At 69.1% G+C, this 16,898-nt stretch carries 11 protein-coding genes; 7 read left to right on the top strand and 4 right to left on the bottom strand.

What is annotated here, in order from left to right:
• The coding region (locus tag VG296_RS13185) for a glycosyl hydrolase family 18 protein (protein WP_325565969.1) at positions 1–1,368 on the top strand (1,368 nt) is incomplete at its 5' end.
• 376 nt (positions 1,369–1,744) lie between these two features.
• Here VG296_RS13185 and VG296_RS13180 read toward each other — a convergent pair.
• From VG296_RS13180 to rhaI, 4 genes are all read right to left on the bottom strand, one after another.
• Positions 1,745–4,159, bottom strand: a complete 2,415-nt coding sequence (locus VG296_RS13180; protein ID WP_325565968.1) for a family 43 glycosylhydrolase — start codon at positions 4,157–4,159, stop codon at positions 1,745–1,747.
• Between the two features lie 298 nt (positions 4,160–4,457).
• Positions 4,458–5,933, bottom strand: coding sequence for a rhamnulokinase family protein (locus tag VG296_RS13175; protein WP_325565967.1), 1,476 nt, complete (start codon positions 5,931–5,933; stop codon positions 4,458–4,460).
• The gene (locus VG296_RS13170) at positions 5,930–7,966 is read right to left on the bottom strand and encodes a bifunctional aldolase/short-chain dehydrogenase (RefSeq protein ID WP_325565966.1); all 2,037 of its coding nucleotides are present in this window, start codon (positions 7,964–7,966) and stop codon (positions 5,930–5,932) included. The genes VG296_RS13175 and VG296_RS13170 overlap by 4 nt, the downstream gene beginning before the upstream one ends.
• Before the next feature lie 4 nt (positions 7,967–7,970).
• Complete coding sequence (rhaI, locus tag VG296_RS13165; RefSeq protein ID WP_325565965.1) at positions 7,971–9,137, bottom strand: L-rhamnose isomerase; 1,167 nt, start codon at positions 9,135–9,137, stop codon at positions 7,971–7,973.
• Positions 9,138–9,405: 268 nt separating this feature from the next.
• On the opposite strand from rhaI, the gene VG296_RS13160 reads away from it, so the two are divergent.
• From VG296_RS13160 to VG296_RS13135, 6 genes are all read left to right on the top strand, one after another.
• Positions 9,406–10,932 carry a sugar ABC transporter ATP-binding protein gene (locus VG296_RS13160; protein WP_325565964.1) on the top strand — a complete coding sequence of 509 codons (1,527 nt, stop codon included), beginning with the start codon at positions 9,406–9,408 and terminating at the stop codon, positions 10,930–10,932.
• Positions 10,929–11,975 (top strand): ABC transporter permease, encoded by a 1,047-nt coding sequence (locus VG296_RS13155; protein WP_325565963.1) that lies wholly within the window; start codon positions 10,929–10,931, stop codon positions 11,973–11,975. Before VG296_RS13160 ends, VG296_RS13155 begins: the two co-directional genes overlap by 4 nt.
• Entirely contained in the window at positions 11,968–13,011 is a 1,044-nt protein-coding gene (locus VG296_RS13150; protein ID WP_325565962.1) for an ABC transporter permease, read from the top strand. The genes VG296_RS13155 and VG296_RS13150 overlap by 8 nt, the downstream gene beginning before the upstream one ends.
• An 11-nt stretch (positions 13,012–13,022) precedes the next feature.
• Positions 13,023–14,126, top strand: coding sequence for a rhamnose ABC transporter substrate-binding protein (gene rhaS / locus VG296_RS13145; RefSeq protein ID WP_325565961.1), 1,104 nt, complete (start codon positions 13,023–13,025; stop codon positions 14,124–14,126).
• Positions 14,127–14,343: 217 nt separating this feature from the next.
• Entirely contained in the window at positions 14,344–15,354 is a 1,011-nt protein-coding gene (locus VG296_RS13140) for a LacI family DNA-binding transcriptional regulator (RefSeq protein WP_325565960.1), read from the top strand.
• A gap of 65 nt (positions 15,355–15,419) precedes the next feature.
• Positions 15,420–16,706 carry an MFS transporter gene (locus VG296_RS13135; RefSeq protein WP_325565959.1) on the top strand — a complete coding sequence of 429 codons (1,287 nt, stop codon included), beginning with the start codon at positions 15,420–15,422 and terminating at the stop codon, positions 16,704–16,706.
• The last annotated feature ends 192 nt before the right edge of the window (positions 16,707–16,898 follow it).

Below are 16,898 nucleotides of genomic sequence, written 5' to 3'. Positions count from 1 at the left end.
AGCAACATCGGCACAGTGGTCTCTTCGCTGGTGGGCGACGTGAACGCGCAGGGCTGGGACGGCGTCACAGTCGACTTCGAATCGATCCAGAGCCAGGACGCACAGGGCCTGGTCGACTTCGTCACGGCACTGAAGTCCGCGATGCCGACCGGAAAGACCGTCTCGGTCGACGTCACGGCGTTCCCCGACGCCGCCGACTACCCGGCGAACGGCTACGACCTGACCGCACTGGGCAACGCGGCCGACCGCATCGCGTTGATGGCCTATGACGAGCACGGCCCGACCTGGAACGGCGTAGGTCCGATCGGCGGTCTGCCCTGGCAGGAGTCGTGTCTGCGACAGGTGCTCGCCGACGTCTCGGCCGCCAAGGTCGACCTCGGTGTCGCAGGATACGGATACACCTGGCCGAAGAGCGGAACCGGCGTCCAGGTCACCGATGCGCAGGCCCGGCAGATGGTGCAGAGCGACGGTTCGACCGCGACCTGGGACAGCACCCAGGGTGAATGGACCGCGACCTTGCAGGACGGCACGGTCCTGTGGTGGTCGGACGCGAAGTCCTGGCCGCTCCGGGTGACGCTCGCGCAGAAGTACGGACTGCACGGCATGGCCCTGTGGGCGCTCGACCTGTCCGACCCGATTCCGGTCACGTCGCAGGCCGACGACTTCTCGATCAGCGACAGTCCGGGTTCGGGTTCGGTGTCCGCAGGAGGTTCGGCGACTTCGACGATCTCGACGGCGGTGGCGTCGGGTAGCCCGCAAGCGGTGGCGTTGACGGCGTCCGGCGCACCGGCCGGTGTGACGGTGTCGTTCTCGCCGGCCTCGGTGGGCGCGGGCTCGTCGTCGACGATGACGGTGGTGGCGACGACATCGTCGGTGGCCGCGGGCACGTACCCGATCACCGTGACCGGGACGGCGGCTTCCGGCTCGCGCACCGCGACGTACACGTTGTCGGTGAACGGGGTCGGTACATCGACCAGTTACGAGGCGGAAGCATCGTCCAGTGCGCTGGCCGGTGGAGCGAAGGCGATCGCCTGCTCAGCATGCTCGGGCGGCGGTCGCATCGGCTATCTCGGCGGCAGCGGCACGTTGACGATGAAGAACGTCACCGTTTCCACCTCCGGCAACTACGCGATCACGGTCGCGTACACGAACGGTGACGCGAGCAGCCTCAAGCTCATGGTGAGCGCCAACGGCGGCACCGCGGTCACCTTCACGGGTGCGCCCAGCGCGAACTGGGACACTCCGGCCACCGGCACGCTCACGCTCGCCCTAGCTGCGGGCGGCAACAGCATTCTGTTCAGCAACACCCACACGACCGGCGACGTGCCGGACATCGACAAGATCACCGTGCCTGCCACGCACGGCTAGAGCACGCAGTCATTTTTGAGGTGCGTCACTCACGGCCGGATTTGGATCGTTCCATCCGCGAGAGGTACACGGAACTGTCGCCCAACCGCCAGCGAAGAACGGTACGTGCTCGTTCAGCGGCACCCACGAGGTTGCTTACGGCGCGAACGGCCAGTACTTCTACGGTTCCTTCAGCGGTGGCACCGGCTGTGGCAACTCCGTGTTCGGCGACCCCGACAGCGGAGTGGCCAAGGCTTGCTACGTTCAATGATCTACGTCCAATGATCTACGTCCAATGATGACAAGCCGCGTCTGAATCACATCTCCGCTTGAAAGCGAAATGGTCCGCGCGTCTCCTCGTTGTCGGGGGAGACGCGCGGACTTCTCATCAGGGCTTTCAGGGGGTCAGATAGCAGGCCTTGGCGACGTCGTACGCCGGGTCGGTGCCGAAGGCGGCAACGGTGCAGGGCGTACTGCCGGTGAAGGTCTTGTAGGTGTACTCACCGCCCGCGCCGAAGGCCACTGTCTGCGTTCCGGTGAACGTGCAGGTGCCACTCTCGCTCGCGCACGCCGTGCCGAACCCGGATGGCGCGGCGCCGTGCTGGTAGCAGGCTTTCGCCACGCCCGGGATGGGATCGGAGCCGAAAACAGTGTTCGAGCACGTGAGCGGACCGTTCGAGGGCGCATATACAAACGCGCCGTCCGCCCCGAACGCGATCAGTTGCTTGCCAGTGACGCCGCACGATCCGTTCTCGCTTGAGCACTGCGTCCACGAACCGGTCGGACCGCCGGCCGGTGGCTGGTAGCAGGCCTTGACCACTCCGGGCATCGGGTCCCCGAAGTTCGAGTCCGAACACCCGATACTCGAGCTCGCGAGCTGGTAGTTGAACGCGCCGTTAGTCCCGAAGGCCACCATCTGGGTGCCCGAGAACGAGCAGGTGCCGTTCTCAGCGGAGCAGCTCGTGTAGCCGGACGGGCCGCCGGATGGTGCGAGGTAGCACGACTTCAGCACCCCCTCGGCCGGATCGCCGCCGAACGTGGACGCGGAACACGTCGTGCTGCCGCTGACTGTCTTATACAGATACGATCCCGCGCCGAAGGCGATCACCGCGGTGCCGGACGGTGTGCACGTGCCGTTCTCCGAGGCACACCGGGCGAATCCGGCAGGCAGTTCCAACGGTGAGGCGGCGGGCACCGCTGAAGTGGTGACGCTGGTGGAGAACTTGAGCGACCTGCCGCTCTCGGCGCTGAAGGTCGAGCCGCTGTTGCTGCTGTAAGACTCGCTGCCGGCCGGGTAGGGGTTGGCGTCGCTGTAGGCCATGCCGAAGCACCCGCTGTTCGTCACCGACTTGACCAGGAAGCCGTAGCGGGTGCCCGCCGTGACCGAGATGTTCGGCGTGACGGTGACGGCGCGCGGCGACCAGCCGACGGAGGACGCCGGCAGCACCGTCGAACTCAGCACCGTCCCAGTAGGTTGAGACGAGCTGTCGGCCTGGTAGACATCGAATTCGAGCCCTGCATCGGGGTTGCCGCTCTGGAAGCTGGTGAAGGAGAGCGCTGACAGCGTGCCGCTGCGGCTCGGCACGAACGTCTGGAAGCGGGCGATGCCGGTCCGCAGATCGCAGAAGGTGCGGAATCCGTCGACGCCGTCGGCCTGATCGACGCCAGGCGGCTGGTTCTGGCTGCCGGCCGACCCCGTCGCCAGGTCGAGTGAGAACGAGTTCTGGCAGGTGATCGGCGAGATCGACCCGTCCGCCGCGAAACTCAGCGGCGTCCAGTAATAGTTCGCGAGCGCCTCGTTGTGCCCGCCGTCCCACAGATCGCTGGCGTAGAGGTAGGCCGTTCCGGTCGTGGTGGGGATGGCCGAGACGAAGGAGGGCTGCCCGCCGCAGGAGTTCGTCGTGAGCTTGGTCGACGCGGACCACGGCCCGAGCGGGCTCGACGCGGTGCGGTACGAGGTGCCGGTGCCGGAGCAGTAACCGCAGTTCGGGTCCGAGTACGTCAGGTAGTAGACGCCATTGCGCTTGAACAGGGACGGGGCCTCGGTCGCGCTCTGGCCCAGTCGCACGTACGCGCCGGTTCCGGACAGGTCGCTCGCGTCGAGGCGTTCCACGACCAGGTCGCCGCCGCTGCGCCAGTCGGTGTAGACGATGTAGCCGGTGCCGTCGTCGTCGGTGAAGACGGTCTCGTCGCCGTTGTTCACGCCGCCGGCCGGTGCGTTGTTGTTCACGGCCAGCGTCGGCGCCGCCTGCTCCGTGAACGGGCCGGTCGGACTGGAACTGGTGAAGACGCGGTAGCCGACGCTGTTGTCGTACACGTTGACCCAGAGCACGTACATGCCCGTGCCGGCGTCGTAGACGACGTGCGGACGGAAGCAGCCGTACGTCGATCCGTTACAGCGGGTCTGCCAGACGCTGCCGGTCGGGTCGAACAGCAGCCCGCGGTCGGTCCAATGGACCAGGTCGGGAGAGCTGTAGACCTTGAATCCGCAGAAGGGCGTGCCGGTCGTCTGCCAGGAGAATCCGCAGTCGTACGCGGTGCCGTACAGGTAGTACGTGCCGTCGAACAGGGCGATCATGCCGTCGTGCGCGTCCACCGCGTTGCCGTCGGTGTCGAACCTGACGACCTGGTCGCCGTTGGAATCGAAGTTGGTGACCGTCGTGGTGTATCCGGCGGCTGCGGCCGCCGCAGAGGAGGGTGTCGCGTGGGAAGGTGTCGCGGAGGCCGTGGCGGATCCCGCGGTCAGACCGCTGACCAGCAACGCGATCAGCGTCATGACGAGTACGGGCAGGGTGGATCTCTGTTGTTGCATCGCTCGCTCCAGGGAGGCTGGGACGGTGGGTGTTGATGCGGTGCCGTGCATGGACAGAGAGAATGAAACGATTCATCCGTGGTGATCGACCACGGGGGAGTCATCGGTATCGACGAACTGGTGGCCGCCATCCCCGGGGCCGGAGTGCACCTCGTCGGCCCGAAGCCAGGCGCGTGGGTCCGAGGACCCCGCGAAGTAGTCAGTCATCAGTCATCAGCCGGTTCTCCACTGCGATCCTGGATGCGGTGGCACTGCGCGCGACGTGCGACCCGCGGCTCCGCTCGGGCCTGTCTGACGCTCACGTCACGGCCACCCGGGCTGCCGCGGCATCCCACGCCGCGCGGTCGCCGCTCGGCACGTAGCGCCGCAATTGCTGGGTCTCGGCGACCAGTCGACGCATCGATGACAGATCGCCGATGACGCCCTGGGCCCGGGCCTGCACCAACGCGTTGCCGATGGCGGCGGCTTCCGTCGGCCCGGCGATGACGGGCAGGCCGGTCGCGTCGGCGGTCCACTGGCACAACAGCTCGTTTCGGCTGCCGCCGCCGACCAGGTGCACGATGTCGACGTCCTGGTCGGCTAGTTCCGCGGCCCGCCGGAGCGCCTGCCGATGCGCGATCGCGAGGCTTTCGAGGATGCAGCGCACGGTTTCGCCCGGGGACCGCGGCGGGCGCTGGTCACTGCGTCGGCAGAACTCTTCGATGCGGCCTGGAATATCGCCGGGCGCGAGGAAGGCCGGATCATCCGGATCGACCACGCGTCCGAAGGGCTCAGCCGCCGCGGCTTGGCGCAGGACAGTCTCGGTGTCGGCCCGCAGACCGCGGCCCGCCCAGGTGCGCTGGCTTTCGCTCAGCAGCCACAGGCCCATGACGTTGCGCAGGTAGCGCACGGTGCCGTCGACGCCGAGTTCGTTGGTGAAGTTCGCCCGCCGCGACGCCGGTGTGAGCACCGGCGCGGAGAGTTCGAGGCCCACCAGAGACCAGGTTCCGCACGAGATGTACGCGAATCCCGGCCCGGTCGCCGGGACGGCCGCGACAGCCGAGGCGGTGTCGTGTGAGGCGACGACCGTGACCGGTGTGTCCGCGGCGAGACCGGCATCGCCGACGAGTCCGGGAAGCAGTGTGCCGGCGGAAGTTCCCGGGCCACGCAGCGGTGGCAGGAGAGTCGGATCGAGCCCGAGCGCGCCGACAACGGTCTTCGACCAGGTGCGCGTGGTCGCGTCGAAGAGCCCTGTCGTCGAGGCGTTCGTCTCCTCGGCCCCGACGGTACCGGTGAGCCGGTAGGTCACCAGGTCGGGGATCGGCAGGATCGTCCGCGCCAGCGTGAATCGAGGCGCGTTCATGGCGGCGGCGAGTTGGAAGACCGTATTGAACGGCAGGTGTTGCAAGCCCGTCACTTCGTAGAGCTGCTCGGCGGTGATGCGCTCGTGTACCGAGGCGATGAGGCCCGCGCTCGTGCGCGGATCCCGATAGTGGTGCGGGTCTTCGACAAGCGTGCCGTCGGCGTCGAGTAGGCCGTAGTCGACGGCCCAACTGTCGATGCCGACTGAGTCCAGCCGCCGCTCTCCGGAAAGCTCTTGTGCTGCGCAGAGCCCTTCCACCGTTCCCCTCAGGAGTGCGGCGAAGTCCCAGTACAGTCCATCGGCGCGATTGATCGGGGTGTTGGGAAACCGGTGTGCCTCGGTGAGCTCCAGCACTCCGGGTCCGACGCGGCCGAGCATGACGCGGCCGCTGGTCGCGCCGAGGTCGACCGCGCCGAAGGCCCGCGTGTTCATCGGAGGAACGCCGCCGCCACGCCCGCGTCCACGGGGATGTGCAGCCCGGTCGTGTGCGTCAGTTCGCCGCCGGTGAGCGCGAATACGGCGTTGGCCACGTGCTCGGGCAGCACTTCGCGCTTGAGGATGGTGCGTTGGGCGTAGAACTCGCCGAGCTTGGATTCCTCGATCCCGTACGTCGCCGCGCGTTGGGCGCCCCAGCCGTTGGCGAAGATGCCCGAGCCGCGCACGACTCCGTCCGGGTTGACGCCGTTGACGCGGATGCCGTGCTCGCCGAGCTCGGCTGCCAGCAGTCTGACCTGATGCGCCTGGTCCGCCTTCGTCGCGGAGTACGCAATGTTGTTGGGCCCGGCGAACACCGAGTTTTTCGACGCGACGTACACGATGTCGCCACCGAGCCCTTGCGCGTTCATCACGCGTGCCGCCTCGCGCGAGACGAGGAACGAGCCGCGGGCCATGATGTCGTGTTGCAGGTCCCAGTCCTCGGCCGTGGTCTCCAGCAGGGGCTTCGAGATCGAGATGCCCGCGTTGTTCACGACCAGGTCGACTCCGCCGAAGGCGAGTACCGCCGCGTCGAACGCGGCCTTGATCTGGTCTTCGCTGGTCACGTCGACGGTCACCGGCACGGCCACGTCGCGTCCGCCGAGTTCCCGCGCGACCGATGCGGCCGCCTCGGCGTTCAGGTCGGCGACCACGACGCATGCGCCCTCGGCGGCGAGCCGCCGCGCGATCGCCCTGCCGATGCCCGAGCCCGCGCCGGTCACGAGCGCCACGCGGGTGGCCAGCGCCTTCGGTTTGGGCATTCGCTGAAGTTTCGCCTCCTCCAGCGCCCAGTACTCGATGCGGAACTTCTCGGATTCCTCGATGGGCGCGTAGACGGACACTGATTCGGCGCCGCTCATCACGTTGATGGCGTTGATGTAGAACTCGCCGGCAACGCGCGCGGTCTGCTTGTCCTTGCCGTAGCTGAACATCCCGACGCCCGGGATCAGGATGATCGCCGGGTCGGCGCCGCGCATCGCGGGCGAGTCGGGGGTGGCGTGACGCCGGTAGTAGGCCGCGTACTCGGCGCGATATGCCGCGTGCAGCTCCCGCAGCCGCGCGATCACGTCGTCGATCGGGGCGTCCGCGGGCAGGTCGAGGACGAGCGGTCGCACCTTCGTGCGCAGGAAGTGGTCCGGACACGAGGTGCCGAGCGCCGCGAGCCTCGGGTGCTCGGCGCGCGCGAGGAAGTCGAGGACGACCTCGCCGTCCTCATAGTGCCCGATCTGAGGACGGTCGCAGGACGCGATCGCCCGGAGATGCGGAGCGAGCGCGGCGGCACGCGCATGCCGCTCGGCGTCCGGCAGAGCTCCGTACCCGGCGACGAGCGCGCCGAACGGATCGGGTCGGCCGCGCTCGGCGAGGAACTGCTCGGCGGTGCGGATGATCCGCAGCGAGTTCGCCTCGCACTCCTCGCTCGTCTCGCCCCATGCGGTGATCCCGTGTCCGCCGAGGATGCAGCCGATGGCCTGCGGATTCGCGGTCTTGATCGCGGCGATGTCCAGGCCCAGCTGGAATCCGGGACGCTGCCACGGCACCCACACCACCGCGTCGCCGAAGCACTCCGAGGTGAGCTTCTCGCCGTCCGCGGCGCACGCGAGCGCGATGCCTGGATCAGGGTGCAGATGGTCCACGTGCGCGGCGTCGAGCAGACCGTGCATGGCCGTGTCGATCGACGGCGCCGCGCCGCCCTTGCCGTGCAGGCAGTAGTCGAACGCCGAGACCATCTCATCCTCGCGCTCCACACCCGGGTAGACCGCCGCGAGCGCCCGCAGCCGGTCCAGCCGCAGCACGGCCAAACCGGACCCGGTGAGCGTGCCGAGGTCGCCGCCGGAGCCCTTGACCCACAGCAGCTCGACGTCGGCGCCGGTCACCGGATCCACGTCGGTTCCCTTGGCCGACGTGTTGCCGCCCGCGTAGTTGGTGGTGCGCGGGTCCGAACCCAGCCGGTTCGAGCGCTCGATCAGTTCACTGATGGTGTGGTCGGCCATCGGGTCACGCTCCCCAACCGGCCTGGGTGCCGCCCACGCGCTCGGCGATGATCTTCTCGGCGTATCCGGTGCCGCGGTAGGCGGCCAGCGGGTCGGGGTTCAGACCCATCTCCTCGCGCACTTCCGCGAGCAGCGGACGCACGTCGGTGTTGTAGGCGTCCATCAGCACGGCGTTCGCCCCGAGCACGTCACCCGCGGTCTGTGCCGCCCGAAGCGCGGAGAGGTCCACCAGCAAGGCCTTGGCGGTCGCCTCCTGGACGTTCATCACCGAGCGGATCGCGGCCGGGATCTTCGCCTCGATGTTGTGGCATTGGTCCAGCATGAACGCGACCCCGGCCGCGGGATCGAGGCCGCCGTTCTTGGCCACCTCGTGCAGGATCCGGAACAGCTGGAACGGATCCGCCGCGCCGGCCATCAGGTCATCGTCCGCGTAGAAGCGGGAGTTGAGGTCGAAGGCGCCGAGCTTTCCCTCGCGCAGCAGGAAAGCGACGATGAACTCGATGTTCGTGCCCGGAGCATGGTGCCCCGTGTCCACGACGACCTTCGCCTTCGGGCCGAGCTTGAGGCAGTGCGCGTAGCTCGTTCCCCAGTCCGGTACGTCCGTCGTGTAGAACGCGGGCTCGAACAGCTTGTACTCCAGCACCAGCCGCTGCTCGTCGCCCAGCCGTGCGTAGACCTCTGCCAGAGCCTCGGCGAGCCGGTCCTGGCGGGCCGCGATGTCGTCCTGGCCCGGGTAGTTGGTGCCGTCGGCGAACCACAGCTTCAGCGCGTTCGAACCGGTCGAGTCCATGATGTCCACGCACTCGAGCAGATGGTCTATCGCCTTGCGCCGCACCTTCAGGTCCGGGTGGCAGACGCTGCCGATCCGATAGTCGTCGTCCTGGAAGGTGTTCGAGTTGATCATGCCGATGCGCACGCCCAGAGCCTCGGCGTGCGCCCGCAGTTCGGCGTAGTCGGCCACGCGGTCCCACGGGATGTGCAGCGACACGGTCGGGGCCACGCCGGTCGCCGCGTGCACCTGCGCCGCGTCCGCCAGCTTCTCGAACGGATCGCGCGGCACACCCTGCTGGGCGAACACCTTGAACCGCGTCCCGGAGTTGCCGTAACCCCACGACGGGGTCTCGATCATCTGGGCCCTCAGCGCCGACTTCGCGGCCGGAATCTCAGACATGCTCACTCTTCTCGGGTCATCGCCCTGCGTGCAGGGATGCCGCGCTGCGCTCGTGAAATGCGTGAATCGTTTTACCAGCGGGGAAGCTACTCGGCCCCGTCCGCGCCGTCAAGATGAAATCGCGACCCGCACGCCTTGGAGCTACAGACCCTGACCTCGAACGAAATCTCTTGACGCGCCCGACTGGCGCGGCTAGCCTCGCGCCCATTCCGCTGAAACATTTCACCACCCGTCAGTGTTGACGGGCCGATCGCAGGAGTGGTGTCTTATGACGCTCCCCGACCCGGAACCGCGGGCTCCGGTGCTCGCGCTCGAGGGGGTGAGCAAGTCCTTCGGCGCCGTGCGCGCGCTGCGTTCGGTCTCCCTGCAGCTGTTCGGCGGCGAGGCGCACGCGTTGGCGGGTGAGAACGGCGCCGGGAAGTCGACCCTCATCAAGACGCTGGCCGGCGTGTACCGCCCGGACGAGGGGACGGTGCTGCTGGACGGCAGGCCCGTCGAGTTCGCCGGGCCCGCCGACGCGCGGGACGCGGGTGTGGCGGTCATCTACCAGGAGCCGACGCTGTTCCCCGACCTCACGGTCGCCGAGAACATCTTCATGGGCCGTCAGCCCAGGCGCTCCCTCGGCCGCGTCGACCACCGTGCCGTACACGACGCGTCCGCGGCGTTGTTCCAGCGGCTCGGCGTCGCGATGGATCCGGAGCGGCCCGCGCGCGGGCTTTCCATCGCCGACCAGCAGCTCGTCGAGATCGCCAAGGCGCTCTCCTTCGACGCGCGAGTGCTGATCATGGACGAGCCGACCGCCGCGCTGACCGGCAGCGAGGTCGCCCGGCTGTTCTCCGTGGTCCGGACGCTGCGCGAGCAGGGCGCGGCCGTGCTGTTCATCTCGCATCGGCTCGAGGAGGTGTTCGAGCTCTGCCAGCGGGTGACGACGCTCCGGGACGGCGCCTGGGTGGCCGGCGAACCGGTCGCCCGGCTGACCGAGTCCGACCTGGTCGAGCGCATGGTCGGCCGCACGCTCGACGAGCTCTACCCGAAACAGGACACGCCTGTCGGCGAGGTCGCGCTGGAGGTCAGCAGGCTGACTCGGGAAGGGGTGTTCACCGACGTCTCGTTCACCGTCCGCGGCGGCGAGATCGTCGGACTGGCCGGCCTGGTCGGGGCCGGGCGCAGCGAGGTCGCGCGCGCCGTGTTCGGCGTGGACCGATGGGACGCCGGAAGCGTCACCGTCGGCGGACGTGCGTTGCGGCCCGGTTCGCCGAGCCTCGCGATGGCCGCCGGGCTCGCGCTCGTGCCGGAGGACCGGCGCGCCCAGGGCCTGGTCATGCAGATGACGATCGAGCGCAACATCGGTCTCAGTGGTTTGCGGGCCACGTCGAGGGCCGGGCTGATGAGCCGCCGCGCCGAACGCGATCGTGCCCTCGACTGGGCGACGAAGCTCCAGGTGAAGTACGCGCGGCTCGGCGACCTCGTCGACACGCTGTCCGGCGGCAACCAGCAGAAGGTCGTGCTCGCCAAGTGGCTCGCCACCAAGCCGAGCGTGCTGATCGTCGACGAGCCCACCCGCGGCATCGACGTCGGCACGAAGGCCGAGGTGCATCGTCTGCTGTCCGATCTCGCCGCCGAGGGTGTCGCGGTCCTGATGATCTCCTCCGACCTGCCGGAGATTCTCGGGATGGCCGACCGCGTGCTCGTCATGCACGAGGGCCGGATCGCCGCCGAGATCCCGCGCTCCGAGGCCACCGAGCAGTCGGTGATGGCCGCCGCCACCGGGATGACGAACAGGAGTCAGGCGTGACAGCCACCCTCGAACCCGTGCACGTGGCCGGGCAGGCACCGCGCCCGCTGCTCGACCGCGTGCTGCGCATGCGCGAGCTCGGCATCCTGCTCGTGCTCGTCCTCATGCTCGCCGCCACGCAGGCCGACAACACCGCCTTCCTGTCCGAGCAGGGCATCAAGGACCTGCTGCTGAACGCGACGATCCTCGTCCTGGTGGCCGTCGGCGAGGCGGTGGTCGTCATCACCCGCAACGTCGATCTCTCGGTCGGCTCGGTGCTCGGCGTCGCCGCGTTCGCGGCGGGCGACTTCATCCAGGGCGGCGGCAACCCGATGCTCGCAATGGTGATCGCCGTCCTGGTCGGCGCGGCATTCGGCGTACTCAACGGACTGCTCGTCGGCATCGGCCGGGTGCCCTCGCTCGTGGTCACGCTCGGCACGCTCTACATCATCCGCGGACTCGACTCGGTGTGGGTCGGCTCGCGTGAGATCACGGCCGGTCAGTTGTCGCCTGGCTTCGTCAGTTTCGGGCACGACGGCCTGTGGGCGATCCCGTACCTCGGCATCCTCGCCGCCGTCGTGCTCAGCGCGGTCGCCTACTACCTGCGCGACTATCGCAGCGGCCGCGAGTGCTACGCCCTCGGCTCCAACCCGCAGGCGGCGGCGCTCGCCGGTGTGCCCACGCGCAAGCGGGCGCTCGGCGCGTTCGTGCTCTGCGGCGCGCTCGCCGGGCTGGCCGGAGCGCTCTACCTGGCCCGCTTCGGCTACGCGGACGCGAGCACCGGCACCGGATACGAGCTCACCGTGGTCAGCGCCGTGGTCGTCGGCGGCGTCGGCTTCACCGGAGGGACGGGCAGCGTCTACGGGGCCGCACTCGGCGCCCTGCTCCTGACCTCCATCAACAGCGTCCTGCCCGCGATCGGCGTCGGCTCGGTCTGGGTCGAGGCGATCGACGGAATCCTGCTGCTCCTGGCGATCTCCCTCGACCGGGTCGTGGCGTTGCGCGTCGCCGGCCTGCTGCGAAGCAGGCGGGCCCGAGAGCCGAGGAGCACCGAGAATGGCTGAGCAGCCGACCGCCCCAGCCGCGCTGGCCACCACCCGGCCGAGGCTCGGCGGCGCCGTCCGCTGGGACACCGTCGTCGGCGCCCTGCTGGTGGTCCTGATCGCCGCGTCGTTCTCCTTCGTCGGAGACTTCGGCAACGCCCTGAACATCAGCTTCCTGATCGGCAACACGCTGCCCATCGCGGCGATCGCGCTGCCGATGACGATGCTGGTGGCCTCCGGCGAGATCGACCTGTCCGTCGGCTCCACCGTCGGCCTCTCCGGATCGGTGATGGGGGTGCTGTGGAACGACGGGATGAACATCAACATGATCATCCTGATCTGCGCGCTGCTCGGCATCGTCTGCGGACTCGTCAACGCCCTGCTGGTCACCCGGCTGGGACTGCCCTCGCTGGCCGTCACCATCGGCACCATGGCGGCCTATCGCGGCATCGCGCAGATCGTGCTCGGCTCGAACTCGGTCACCGACTTCCCGCAGAACTACCTCGACTTCGGCTCGGGACGCATCGCCGGGAGCCTCATCCCGGACGCCGCGATCCCGTGGCTGGTCCTGGCCGTGCTCGCCGTCGTGGTGCTGCACGCCACCGGCTTCGGCCGCTCGGTCTTCGCCGTCGGCGCCTCGCGGGAGGCCGCCTGGTTCGCGGGGCTCCGGGTCAAGCGGATCAAGCTGTCGCTGTTCGTCACCACCGGCCTGGTCTCCTCGCTGACCGGCGTCTTCTGGGTGCTGCACTACGCGAGCGCGACCTACGACAACGCGACCGGGCTCGAACTGTCCGTCGTGGCGGCCGTGCTGCTCGGTGGCGTCGACTTCGACGGCGGCCGCGGCACCCTCGGCGGCGCGATCGCCGGGGTGTTCCTGCTCGGCACCCTGCAGAACGTGATGAGCCTGGTCAACGTCTCGGCCCAGTCCCAGACCGTGGTCACCGGACTGCTGCTCGTCATCTCCGTCCTCGGTCCGCGCGCGGCCAGGCAGCTCGCCGACGCGCGCGCCCGGCGCACCAACCGCTCCATGACACCGACACCGTCGTCAGTCCTGTGAAAGGAACCGTCATGACCTCCACCTTCCATCGGCCCCGGCTCGTCCCGCGCCTGATCGCGACGGCCGCCGCGGGAAGTCTGCTCGCGCTGGGCCTGACCGGGTGCGGCGGAGCCACCAAGACCTCCACCGACGCCGCCGCGTCCTCGGCCGCGGCGGGCTCGGGTGCGTCGGCCGACCCGAACGCGCCGACGAAGAAGGGGCTGACCGTCGCGTTCCTGCCCAAGCAGGTCAACAACCCCTACTTCACGACCTCGGACGGCGGCGGCAAGACCGCGCTGACCGCCCTAGGCGAGACCTACAAGGATGTCGGCACCACCAGCGCCACCGACACTGCGGGACAGGTCTCGTACGTCAATACACTAACCCAGCAGCAGGTGTCCGCGATCGCCGTGTCCGCGCAGGACCCTGGCGCGCTGTGCACGGCGCTGAAGCAGGCGATGAGCAGCGGCGTCAAGGTGGTCACATACGACTCGGACACCAACACCGACTGCCGGCAGCTCTTCATCTCCCAGGCCGGCGCCGAGGCCCTCGGCCGCTCCGAGGTCGACCTGCTGGGCAAGGAGCTCAACTATTCCGGGCAGATCGCGATCCTCTCGGCCGCGCAGACCGCGACCAACCAGAACACCTGGATCGGCTTCATGGAGGACGAGCTGAAGAAGCCTCAGTTCGCGAACATGAAGCTGGTGAAGATCGCGTACGGCAACGACGACGCGCAGACCTCGTTCCAGCAGACGCAGGGCCTGCTTCAGCAGTATCCGAACCTCAAGGGGATCATCAGCCCCACGACGGTCGGCATCAAGGCAGCGGCGCAGTACCTGGACGGCTCGCAGTACAAGGGGAAGGTGCTGCTGACCGGCCTCGGCACGCCGAACGACATGCGCGCCTATGTCCAGGACGGCACCGTGCAGGCCTTCGAGCTCTGGAACCCGGCCAAGCTCGGCGAACTCGCCGCGTACGCCGCCGTCGCTCTCGCCTCGGGACAGATCTCCGGCGCCCAGGGGCAGACGTTCACGGCCGGGAGCCTCGGCACCTTCACCATCGGCGCGCAGGGCGTGGTCACGCTCGGCCAGCCGACCGTGTTCGACAAGTCGAACATCGGCCAGTTCGACTTCTAGTCCGCGGGAACCGGATGCGCCGCGGCTCGCCGGGCGGCGCATCCGGTCGTTTCCAAGCTTGCCGGCACAGCTCCCGACGCGGAGGTGGAGCCATTGCCGGAGATCTTCCATCGCGCTGAGCGACGTCAAGGGCTCGACACCACATACGATGACTCGGTAACGGCGAGGCGGGCGCTACTGAACGTCACGCCGACGAGGTAGGAACGGAAGAACTTCCATGGTCGGGATCAAAGACGTCGCGCGGCACGCGGGGGTGTCGGTGGGCACCGTCTCGAACGTCCTCAACCGGCCCGACACGGTCACCGAGGCGATCCGGATCCGCGTCCAGGCGTCGATCGCCGAACTCGGATACGTGCGAAGCGAATCCGCGCGCCAGCTGCGCGCCGGGCAGAGCCGCATCCTGGGCCTGCTGGTGCTCGACATGGGCAACCCGTTCTTCGTCGACATCGCACGCGGCGCCGAGCGCACGGCACGCAAGTCGGGCATCGGCGTGATGGTCTGCAACAGCAACCAGAGCACGCGCGACGAGGCCGAGTACCTCGCGCTGTTCGCCGAGCAGCGGGTGCGCGGCGTGCTCGTCACCCCGGCCGACGACAGCGGGCGCGGTCTCGAGGCGTTCCGCCGGCACGGCATCCCGCTCGTCCTCGTCGACCGGGTGCGCTCGGGCGACGACGTCTGCTCGGTCTCGGTCGACGACGTGGCCGGCGGCTCCCTCGCCGTCCGTCATCTGGTGACCGCCGGGCACCGCGCCATCGCGTACGTCAGCGGGCCGAGCCACCTGAGCCAGATCAGCGACCGCAAGACCGGCGCCCTCGCCGCCCTCGCCGAGGCCGGACTCGGCCCCGAGGCGCTGACCGAACTGCCGACCGAGACGCTCGACGTCGCGGCCGGCCGGGACGCCGGAGCCCGCCTGCTCGGCCTCTCGCCCCGCCCGACCGCCGTGTTCTGCGCCAACGACCTGCTCGCGCTCGGCGTGCTGCAGTCCATGTTCGCCGCCGGCGTCGACGTCCCGCGCGACATGGCCATCGTCGGCTACGACGACATCGAATTCGCCTCCGCCGCCGCCGTCCCGCTCACCTCGGTCCGCCAGCCCGCGCTCGCCATGGGCAGCCTGGCCGCCGACCTCCTGCTCGAGGAGACCGACGGCGGCGGCGAGCACGAACATCGGCAGGTCGTGCTCCAGCCCGAGCTCGTCGTGCGCAGTTCCTCCCGCGTCAGCCGCGGCTAGCGAAGCCGGAGCCGGAGCGCATTAATCGTTCGCGGGCCGCGCGCCGATCGCCGTAGGATCCCGGGATGGCAGTTGCGGACGGCGCGAGCGAACAGGCGCCCGCTGAGGTCAAGCAGTCGAACCGGCTGCTGTTCCGCAACCGCGACTACACGGGCTGGTGGATCGGCGCTACCGTCTCCGAGTACGGCACGGCCCTGTCGACCGTCGCCTATCCGCTGCTGATCCTGTTCGTGACCGGCTCGTCGACCAGCGCGGGCGTGGTCGCGGCGGCGGAGAGCATCGGCGGGCTTATCACGATGCTGATCGGCGGCGCGCTCGCGGACCGGGTTTCCCGCCGCGCCCTTCTGCTGGCCAGCCCGCTGGTTCAGGCGGCGGTGGTCAGCACGGTCGCGGTGGCGGTCCTGACCGGTCACGTATACGTCTCCCACGTCGCCGTCGTCGGCCTGATCCAGGGCCTGGTGGGCGGGTTGTCCGGCGGCGCCGACTTCGCCGCGCTGCGCCGCGTCGTGCCGGAGGAGATGCTGCCGAACGCGTTCGCGCTCGCGCAGGGCCGGACGTGGGCGATCAGATTGGCCGGTCCATCCTCCGGGGGCCTGCTGTTCGGCGTCGCACGCTGGCTGCCGTTCCTCGGCGACGCCGTCTCCTTCCTCGCGAGTGCGCTCGGCGTACTACTGATCCGCAAGCCGCTCGGCCCCGACCCGGACGAGCATGCGGACGAGCGCGAGTCGATCCTCGCGAGCATCGCGGGCGGCTTCCGGTACATCCGATCGAACGCCTACCTACGGTTCCTGACCATATGGACAGGGCTGGAAAACTGCCTCATCAACGGTCTGCTCATCCTGGTCATCGTGCTGATCCACTCCCGCCACGGCAGCGCCACCCTGATCGGCGCCGTCAGCTCGCTCGGCGCTGTCGGCGGCCTCATCGGCGCCTCCGTGTCGAGCCGCATCGCCAAGCGGATCCCGGGGCGCCCGCTGGTGATCGCCGTGTCGTGGATCATGGTCGCCGCGACGGTCGGCATCGCGCTCGTGCCCAACCCCTGGGCGATCGGAGCGTTGATCGCGCTCATGTTCGTGCTGATCGCGCCACTGAACGTCGTCTTCGGCACCTATGAGGTACGGATGATCCCGGACGCGCTGATGGGCCGCGTCTCGAGCGCGATCAGCTTCGGCGCCTCCTCGGTTCGCTGGCTCGGCCCCCTTTCCGCGGGCACCCTCGCCTCCGTCTTCAGCCCATCGGTGGCCACACTCGTCTTCGCCGGTGTCCAAGCCGCCGTCGCCATGAGCACGTTCATCGCGAGCGGCCTGCACGTGCTCGGCCGCCCCATCGACGAGGTCACCGCGAACGCCTGATGGAGGGCTCGCGGACCTGGGCGAGTGCGGCTGCCTGCCGCGCGCCGGGTGGCGCCGTCGTGGGTGAGGACCTGGATCGGGAAGTCGACCGCTGAGGGCACGCCGGCGTGCTCGAGGTCCTGGAAAGCGGTGGCGGACGGTCCGGTGGCGGCCAGTGAGCCGATGAGCGGTTCGGCGGTGTTGATCGACAGG

This window comes from Actinospica sp. (assembly GCF_035552695.1).
Lineage (GTDB): Bacteria > Actinomycetota > Actinomycetes > Streptomycetales > Catenulisporaceae > Actinospica.
The sequence above is the reverse complement of the archived record's forward strand: the minus strand, read 5'-3'. Positions and strand labels throughout refer to the sequence as shown.